Origin of the sequence: Streptomyces sp. NPDC012510 (assembly GCF_042955065.1) — a bacterium.
Taxonomy (GTDB): domain Bacteria; phylum Actinomycetota; class Actinomycetes; order Streptomycetales; family Streptomycetaceae; genus Streptomyces.
Genome location: NZ_JBIBEN010000037.1, coordinates 18,559 through 27,723 on the forward strand (window position 1 = coordinate 18,559; position 9,165 = coordinate 27,723).

The 9,165-nt window shown below is 65.0% G+C and carries 6 protein-coding genes; 2 read left to right on the top strand and 4 right to left on the bottom strand.

What is annotated here, in order from left to right; translation table 11 throughout:
- Nucleotides 1-16: 16 nt before the first annotated feature.
- From ACFY9I_RS40130 to ACFY9I_RS40145, 4 genes are all read right to left on the bottom strand, one after another.
- Nucleotides 17-2,488, bottom strand: coding sequence for a tetratricopeptide repeat protein (locus tag ACFY9I_RS40130; protein WP_391011852.1), 2,472 nt, complete (start codon nucleotides 2,486-2,488; stop codon nucleotides 17-19).
- A gap of 5 nt (nucleotides 2,489-2,493) precedes the next feature.
- Nucleotides 2,494-2,943, bottom strand: a complete 450-nt coding sequence (locus tag ACFY9I_RS40135) for a hypothetical protein (RefSeq protein WP_391011855.1) — start codon at nucleotides 2,941-2,943, stop codon at nucleotides 2,494-2,496.
- A gap of 746 nt (nucleotides 2,944-3,689) precedes the next feature.
- Nucleotides 3,690-4,451 (bottom strand): hypothetical protein, encoded by a 762-nt coding sequence (locus ACFY9I_RS40140; protein WP_391011856.1) that lies wholly within the window; start codon nucleotides 4,449-4,451, stop codon nucleotides 3,690-3,692.
- Between the two features lie 173 nt (nucleotides 4,452-4,624).
- A complete protein-coding gene (locus ACFY9I_RS40145) occupies nucleotides 4,625-4,987 on the bottom strand; it encodes a transposase (RefSeq protein ID WP_391011858.1) in 363 nt (120 codons plus the stop codon).
- Between the two features lie 854 nt (nucleotides 4,988-5,841).
- Here ACFY9I_RS40145 and ACFY9I_RS40150 point away from each other — a divergent pair.
- Complete coding sequence (locus tag ACFY9I_RS40150; RefSeq protein WP_391011860.1) at nucleotides 5,842-8,946, top strand: ATP-binding protein; 3,105 nt, start codon at nucleotides 5,842-5,844, stop codon at nucleotides 8,944-8,946.
- 9 nt (nucleotides 8,947-8,955) lie between these two features.
- On the top strand, nucleotides 8,956-9,165 hold a 210-nt coding region (locus ACFY9I_RS40155; RefSeq protein WP_391011861.1), incomplete at its 3' end, for a hypothetical protein.

Here is a 9,165-nt window from a genome sequence, read left to right on the forward strand (position 1 = left end):
GGGGACTGCTGCTGGGTCACGCACCCCTACCAGGGTGCTGGCCCTTGCAGCGGATGCCGAGGGCCTGCTGGTGGCGGTCGAGCAGGTCGAGAATGTCTGCCTGGAGTTCCAGTGCCATGCGGAAGTGGGCGCTGAGGACGGGCGAGGTTTCGGCGCCCAGATCGGCGTAGATCGCAACGCCCTCTTCTGCCATGGTCAGCGCTGTGGAGAGGTCATGTTGTCCGTTGCGCCGGACCCAGGCGGCCAGGCACAGAGTGCGGGCGAGTTCCGGTGCATTCACCGCGGGGTCAGCTCGTACAAACCGGCGCTGGATCTCCACTGCCTGAGCGGAGATTTCTGCTGCGGCCGCGTGTTGCCCATCCCCTGAGTAGGCGCTGGCCAGGCTGGCCAGCGCATTGGCCAGGTGGTGGTGGTCCTGGGCCGTCTCGAAGATGTCTGTTGCCTTGCGGTGGTCTGCGATGGCCTCGGAGAATCTTTGCACGTGCTGCAGGGCGTCTCCGCGGTTGTGCAGGGCTAGGGCCTCGCCGTGCCGGTCGTGTGTATCGCGGAGACGGGGGATGGCTTCTTCATACAGAGCGATGGCTTCCTCGAACTCCCTGGATTCCCCTAGGGCGGCACCTAGGTTGATCAGAGCCATGCCCTCGCCACGGTGGTCGCCGAGGGCCTGCATGATCCTTAGGGCCTCGCGCAGGAGAGGGATGGCTTCGCCGGGCTGGTGCATCTCCCGCCAGGTCGAGCCGAGGTTGTTCAGGGCCCGCGCCCGACCACGGAGATCCTGGATTTCATCGAAGGCGGCCGCAGCTTTGGTATGGGCATCGATGCTTTCGTCATAGTCGCGCATCTCTCGCCGAGCGACGCCGAGGGCATCCAGTGCCATGGCGCGGCCGTGCCGGTCGCCGACCTCGGCGAAGGCGTCAGTAGCCATCTGCAGGAGCAGGACCGCTACGTCGAAATGCCGCAGCTCCCGCTGGGTGATGCTGAGGTGGACCATAGCCTGGGCTGCGCTCTGGTGATCGCCGGCCTGCTGAAGGATGGCTAGTGCAGTGGCGGTTATGGCGGTCCAGTCGGCGAAGCTCCGGCGTTGTTCGAGGAACGCGGCAAGGCTGAAGGCGAGGCTGACTGCCGTGGCGGCAGCCCCGGTCTCGTGAGCGGTGGCCACGGTGACGACCAGGTTGACCCGCTCGTTCTCCAACCACTCCAGGGCCTTCGCACGGTCGGCGAAGAGCGGGGAGGGCGGACCACCGGCAGTGGGGGCGAGGTGCGAGCCGGCGGCCGATGTCATGGTCCGGTAGTGCTCAAGGAGCCGGGAGCTGGCCACGATCTGCTCCTCGCGGCTCTCTTGCTTCAAATGGTCGGTGGCGTAGAGGCGGACCAGGTCGTGCATGCGCCAGCGTCCATAGGCGGACCCCGAAGTCTCGATCAGATGGGCACGGTTCAGATCCTGGAGGATCTCCTCGGCCGTGTAGTCATCCAGGTCGGCGAGAGCAGCGGCGCTCTCTGTCGACAGGTCCGGACCGGCGTTGAGGGGGCACAGGCGGAACAGGCGTGCTGAAGCCTGGCTGAGCCGCTGATAGGACAGGTCGAAGGCGGCGCGCACCGCGCGGTCTTCCCTGCGTAGCCGGTCCAGTCGGGAGTGCTCTGTCTGGAGAGCTTGGACAAGAGAGGCCAGGGGGCGGGTTGGAGTGTCTGCGAGCAGAGCGACGACGATACGCAGGGCCAAGGGCAGGCCCGCGCATAGATCGGCGATGGCTGCGGCTGATTCGGGGGCGTCCTGGACGCGGGTGTCGGCGGGTCCGCGGGCCTGCAGTAGGGCCTGGTGTAACAGGGCGATGGACACGTCGGTGTCGAGAACGTTCAGATCGTGCAGGCGGGCGTCGATGTCGAGGGTGTGGCGGGACGTGACTAGGACGGCGGTTATCCCGTCGGTGGGCAGCAGAGGAGCTACCTGGTCGGCGCCGGAGGCGTTGTCGACCACCACGAGGATTCGCCGTCCCTCGTGGGCGAGGGCAGCCAGCACACTGCGGTACAGGCGCTGCAGGTCCTGCAGGCCGTCGGGGATGTGTTCGCCGGGAATGCCCAGAGCGCGCAGAAACCCGTCCAGAGCCCGCTCAGGGGAGAGTTGGCGTCCGGCGTCGTAGCCGAACAAGTCGACGAACAGCACTCCGCCGGGGAACCAGTCCGGTTCGCGCAGGGCGCGCGCGGCGACCTGGACGACCAGTTCGGTCTTGCCGACACCTGCCAGGCCCGCCACCGCTATCCGCGACGGCTGTGGCACGGCATGCTGCTCCTCGCGGGGGGCCAGTGCGTGAAGCAGCTCCTCTACGTGTGCGTCGCGTCCGGTGAACGTGGGAGAGGGAGCGGGGAGACCGGAGAGCGCTGGCGTGACCTGTGGGGGCAGCACCACGGTGATGTCGCGGCCCTGGATCACCTGGTGGAAGAACACTCCGCCGCTGATGGTGTTGGACACGTTCTCGTTCTCGTCGGCCATCCCGCTCAGCCTTGCGTGGACCGCGTCTCGCCTTCCGGGATGGTCGGAGGAGGAGGGGTGGTGAAGGACAAGCCGGAGAAGTCCCGGCCCTGCAGTACCGGCCCGTGCTGGGTGCCGCCGCTGATCGTGTTGTGGACGTCACCGTCGCCGGTACGCACGAGCTTCGCCTGCTCGTGCCACTGCTGCAGGCCGGAAGAAAACTCTGCATCCACCGCGGCCCGCACCGCCAAAGTGGTGCTCAGCGCCTGCGCACGCGCCACATTCCCGGGGGCCTCCTGAAGCCTGACCAGCTCCGTCTCCCCGGAACTGACGGCTGGAGCCTGTGCGGATTCATCCTGGCCATGTGTGAACGGGCGGCGCACCAGCGTGGTCAACCCCACCCAGGCTTGCCGTCCGAGCTCGCCGCCGGCGCCCCCTGCTAGCGCCGCGAGCAACGCTGCTGAAATCGGGTCCATGCTGTACCACCCTCGGTATCTCTTGTTTCACCAGGAATGGACACGCTATGCGAGGCCGCGGTTGCAGAGGGCGCCGATCCTGCAATTCTGTCCTGGGCCCGACAACGTCCACAGACAGACCGGGGCGCGTTCTTCGAGACGGGGGAACCGCCGCAGAAGATCAACGCAACGGTGTTGGTGACTATGGCGTCCATGGGGCGGATACGGTGCCGTCGGGTTCCATGCCGTAACGGAGTAGCTGTTGCCACCTGGGGTCGTTTCGGCCTCTCCTTCGCGCGAGACGGGTGAGGATGCGTGCGTCGCCCTCGTTCGCGGCTTGCCGCGCGGGTCTTCTGCCAAGTGCGGTCTCCGGTTGTTTCGTAGAGCTGGGCGAGAGTATGCCGGGCTTGTCGGTCACCAGCGTTGACGGCGAGCTTTAAGGCCGTCTTCCGCGCCTTCGTCGTCACCGGAGTCGTGTAGCAGGCGGTCGAGTTCTCGCTGAGAGCGTGTTTCTCCGACATCCGGGCTATCGAAGAGAACTCGCGTCCCATCAAGACGGGACCGTTGAACGTGCCCCCAGAGATCAGGTCTCTCGCCCCACCGTCTCCGCTCCTATCCTCGTGTCGACGGTCAGGCAATTCGGCTCTGTCGGAGATATTGTGACAGAGCCCGTAATTCCCCGCACGGTCACGCTTCCCCATGGGGATGGCGGTTGCGAGTGGATACCCAACGGCAGGGAAAGGCCCAACCCCGCCTCTCCCTGCCGTTCACATGAACACCGGGTCGACGGGCGGCCATGGGTAGCCCAGTTGCTCGGCATCATGCGAACCTCCCCAGACCTCGGCGGTGGCACGGGGATCGCCCGCGGTCAGCCGCGCTTCAAGGCACTCGGCCTGGACCGATGGGGCGTCCGCAGAGATCGGGAGGGTCATCCCGAACTGGAGCCAGGGCAGATCTGCATCGGCCCGGTTACGGGGATGCATCAGGACGACGTGAATTCGATCGGGTTCCTTGCGGGAGGCCCAGACGCCTTCCAACTCACAGTCCCACCTGACGAGCCAGTCCCCGCGTCCCCTCAGCCCCGCCTCAAGTAGCCGCGCAACCGCTCCTGCCGGCCACTCCCAACTGCGGTCCTCTCCGGCTCGCAGGACCTCGGCCTCGTACTGGCCTGCGGTGAACCGAAGCTCCGGCAGGTCGAAGTCTTGATTGGCCAGGTCGCGCCAGCCCGCCCAGACAACATGATCCCCGTTACGCGTGACCGTCATGTACAGCGCGCCACAGCACTCCTCCACGCCGCACCCGGACCAAGCGAGACGAACCTCGTGGGGCGTCGCCGTGGGATGCAACGGCCCGTCCTGGCCCAGCAGATCCCTGGGGCCTACTCCCAGGTACCGGGAGCCTCCCACGCCACCGGGGACCACCTCGGCCAGAAGATCCCGGCCATTGACGATCGGGCGGACCTCCACGCCGCCCTCGTCGAGTGGAGGGCACGCGATGCTCAGACTGAGAAGGTCCGGTCTCGTGGTCATCGGCCAATGATCGCGAAGCTGGCTCGCAACTGTCAGGTGAATTCGCGTGGCTTCCGCTCAGGGCGGTAGTTCGGGCCGCCTTCAGGCACGCTGGCCCCGGACACCCCTCCGGAACGACGGGACGGCAGCCTGGGGAATTACGGGCTCTGCCGGAGATCTTGTGACCGACACAGTCATGGGCTGTGGAGGATGCGTTTTCGGAGAAGCGGGAGGTGCGCGCGGCCGAAGCCCATGCGCTTGAGGAGCTTGGCTCTCGTGACGTGACCTTCGACCTGACCCGAGCTCCAGGGGGTGGCGAAGGCGGCGGTGACGGCGTCGAGGTCGCGGTGGAAACCTTTGACCAGCGAGTGCAGGGCGGGCAGGTCGTCGGCCTTGACCCGGTCCATCCAGGCGGGGAGGGCCTCGGCATTCTGGTCTCGCATCATTGCGGCGAAGTCGCGGACGTGCCGGACGGTGAGGTCCAGGTGTGGACAGCCGGTGCGGATCTCCTTGAGCTCGGTGGCGTCCGCCGCTGGGAGCCGGTCGGGGGCGGTCATGATCCAGCGGACCACACGCCGGGGCTTGGGAACGGTCCTGACCGAGGGCGGGGGTGCGGGTGGTGACTTCGCAGTGGGGTCTGTGTAGCGAACGGTGGAGTGCACGATGCACGCGCACCCTGAAGGGAATGCCTGGCGCCAGTCATCACAGCGCCAGGATGCTCGATCTGTCCTAGAATTGAATAAGGCAATGCGGTATGAGGCTGATGAGGTAATTTGATGGCCGTATGCCCCAGTTGCGGCGCTGGAGTGGCCCCGACGGCTCAAGTATGTGGTCACTGCAGGCGCTTTTTGAGCAGCCACGCGGTTACCGGTGGGGAGCCGGCCGACGGCAGCTGGAACCCTACCCAGAGGCACGGCTCCCCGTCGTCAAGTGGTGACAGAACGCATCAGGCAGCCGACGGCACACCGTCGCAGCCTGCTGGCCCCATGCAGCTGGTCGAGGGACAAGTGCAGGGTCTGCAGGTGCGCTCTGAGCAGCAGTCTTCCAAGGAGATCTGGACCTTTCGCTTGGAGCGGTACGACCAGTCCGGGAAGCGAGGAATGCTCGTCCCGGTCGAGATGCGCGGGTACGCGGTCGAGGGTTCGATCCACGACGGCGACTGGGCGCGGGCACGCGGAAAGAGCAAGGCGGGTACCTTCCGGGCGCGGGAGGTGGAGAACGTCACGACAGGGGCGGGCGTGCGCGCGAAGGGATATCGAAGATCGAGAAGGTTGGTGTGGCTTTCTTTATTGTGTTCTTCTGCGCACTCATCCTCTGGGGCATTGTCGACTCCGTCTACGGAGGCTAATGAACAACCACTCGCGGGCGCTCCACACTCAACTTCCATGTCGTGTTTCTGCGGGAGGCTGTGATGACGATTGAGGGCCTAACGTCGGAGGACCTGGACTACCTCCAGCGCACAGGCTTCCAGCCGCCGCCCTTCAGCCCCGAGGCGCGACGTACCGAAGCCCCTCCTGATCTCCGCTCGGTCGTTCGGGTCGAGGGCATCGGCCGGATCGAGAAAGGACGACCTTCCGACGAGAAGGGGAGACCTCCCACCGGGGGCAGTCCCATCACGCGTGATCTGATCGTGGGACTGTCCAACTACAGGGTGCCTCTGGGCTTTCTCGTCACTGCGGATCCAGGCCATGTTGCCCTGCACATCGGCACCTGGCTCCCGTCCGGTGCCTCGTCACAGGCAGTCAAAGGTAACGAGCGCCTTCTGAAAACCGGACTGCAGGCGTTGTACCCCTCCATCGACATCACCCCCGACCAGCCGGTAAACCGCTACTGGGAACACGGCGGTCTGGCTCTTGGCATCCCTACCGCCAAACCACCCGACGTTTTCGACGGAGAATTTCCCCTCGACCGGCTGCTGCGCTCACTTACCGGTTCCCCGTGGTCGGCGCTCGTCCTCGCCCAGCCCGTCAACGAGGCCCTAATCCGCGACCTCCGGCTGCAACTGATCAACGAACAGCGCTCGGTGCAGACTGCAACGAAACTCGCAGGCATACCCAGCCCGCTCGCTGACACCTACGGCGATTTGTTGGATCTGCAACTCAAAAGTCTCGCAGATAGCCAGGGCACTGGAGCCTGGCGCACAGCTGTCTACCTGCTGGGGGACTCCGACATCTATCGCCCTCTCGCCAGTCTCTGGCGCGGGATCTTCTCGGGCGAGTACTCACTGCCGGAGCCGGTGCGCGTATGGGACCGAGGCGAGGCACCGGCGATGGCCACCTGGTGGGCCATGCACGACCCCGCTGATGAGCCCTCCCCCGGGAGTTACCACCACCCATTCCAGCACCAGACGCTCCTCACCTCCTCACAACTCGCCGCCTACGTACACTTCCCCAACCTGGAAACCAACGGATTTGCCATCACACAGGTCCCGGACTTCGACACCGTTCCGCCCCCGGAGGAGCGCGAGCGCACCACGCTGCACCTGGGGACGGTCGTCGAGCACGAACGTGTCACCACCACGGCGTACGGCATCCCCGCGGACAAGCTGATAGCCCATGCCTTTGTCACCGGGGTCACGGGGTCAGGCAAGACCAACACCGTCTTCCATCTCCTGCGCCAGGTCACACGCAGTGACACCCCGTTCCTTGTCCTCGAGCCGGCTAAGACCGAATACCGCGCCCTCCTCCGCGACGCTGAGCTCGGCCCGACACTGCAGGTATTCACCCTCGGCGACGAGACCGTGTCCCCCTTCCGGCTGAACCCCTTCGAAGTTCCCCAGGGCATCCCCCTCGCTGTCCATCTCGACCTGCTGCGATCGGTGTTCAACGCCAGCTTCGGGATGTGGGCGCCGTTGCCGCAGGTTCTCGAGGCCAGCCTGCACGGCATTTACGAAGATCGGGGCTGGGACGTCACCTACGGAACAAACAGGCGTCTGGACAGCAACACCGCCCCCTCGGCAGCGTTCCCCACCCTCACCGACCTTGTGCGCAAAGTCGAACAGCTCGTCCCGCAACTCGGCTACGAGGACCGGGTCACCGCCGACCTCCGGGCAGCACTGCGAACCCGCCTCAACAGCCTGCGCACCGGCGGTAAGGGCAGGATGCTCGACGTCCGCTACTCACTGCCCATCGAGATCCTGCTCGGACAGCCAACTGTCCTGGAGCTTGAGGGCATAGGAGACGACGACGACAAGGCTTTCATGATGGGCCTGGTCATGATCAGACTGGCCGAACACCGCCGCACCCAAGGCGACATCGAGGGGCTTCGGCACCTACTCGTCATCGAAGAGGCACACCGGCTGCTCGCCAACACGGCAGGCAAGATCACCCAAGAAGGCGAAGCAAACGTGCAAGGCAAAGCGGTGGAGACATTCACCAATCTGCTCGCCGAGATCCGAGCGTACGGCCAAGGTGTCGTCGTCGTGGACCAGATCCCCAGCAAGCTGGCGCCCGACATACTCAAGAACACCAATCTCAAGGTGGCGCACCGGATTGTCGCTGGGGACGACCGCCAGACTCTGGGCGCCACGATGGTGATGACTCGCCGTCAAGGCGTAGCCCTCGCCACGCTGCCAATTGGACGGGCAGCAATTTTCACCACTGGTGAGGACGCGCCACTACTACTCCAGGTTCCGCGCTCCAAGGGCGGCTCAGGAACCTGGCCCCACCACCACGAGGTGCGAGAGCACATGGCCCAGCGCAGCACAAATGACAGGGTCGCCTACCTGCTGCCCACGGCCGACTGCGACCACCGATGCCTGGAATCGCCAGGAGCATGCGCCACAGCCCGAGGACTCACAGACACACCCCAGGTCATGCGTGCCCTGAAGCGCGCCATTCTCTCCGCCATTGAGAGCCGCGAAGGCCTCCAGCGCACGTGGCCTGACATCCTGGCCACAGTCGAGCCGCGTCGTCCCTCCTGGCTCGAACGGGACTCAATCTTCGCCTGCTTTGCGCGCCACAGCGCCCAACACTTGGCCGATGTCCGCGGAGCCCGCATGGGCTGGACGTACACACAGGCGGCAGCGGTTGGTGACTCGATCGACCGGATGTTGACCACGTACATGGAAGGAAATGACCCTGATGACGAAGCGTTCAAGCTCCGTGATCTTCTCCTGAACCTGAGGGGAAGCACCTACGGTCCCCATCTGGCGTGTGCACCCATCTGGGGGAACCGGCCAGCCCCTTGCCTCTGTGCTGGACCTGTGGCTGAGCTTGTAGTGACCAACGGATTCGCTAGCAACTGGGCACGCGCGCGCGACGCTGATCGCGCTGATGGAGGCCGACATCAGATATGGGATGTTTGCCTAGATGCCGCGTACCAGTTGATCGAAATGCCCGAGAAGGGGCATCCGCCCGAGCTCCAAGCGAGGTTGAAGGATACTGCCGACTGCGTCGCACTCTGCTTTGCGCAACAGATGCTCGAGGCCGAGGAGTGGTGCCATCCAGGGACAGAAAGACGCGCATTGATCGAGTTGTTCAACGAAATCGATCATAGTGAATCCCCGCCTAATTAAGGAAGAGCGATGCGGGACGCAACAGATGCCTCATCGAGCGACAGAAACCACAGTTCGCCGTCTGCTGGCTCAGCTGACCGCGGCGATGTGAAATCTGATCAGAGCAAGGTTCCGGAGAACCAGAGCAAGGTTCCGGAGAACCAGAGCAAGGTTCCGGAGAACCAGAGCAAGGTTCCGGAGAACCAGAGCAAGGTTCCGGAGAACCAGAGCAAGGTTCCG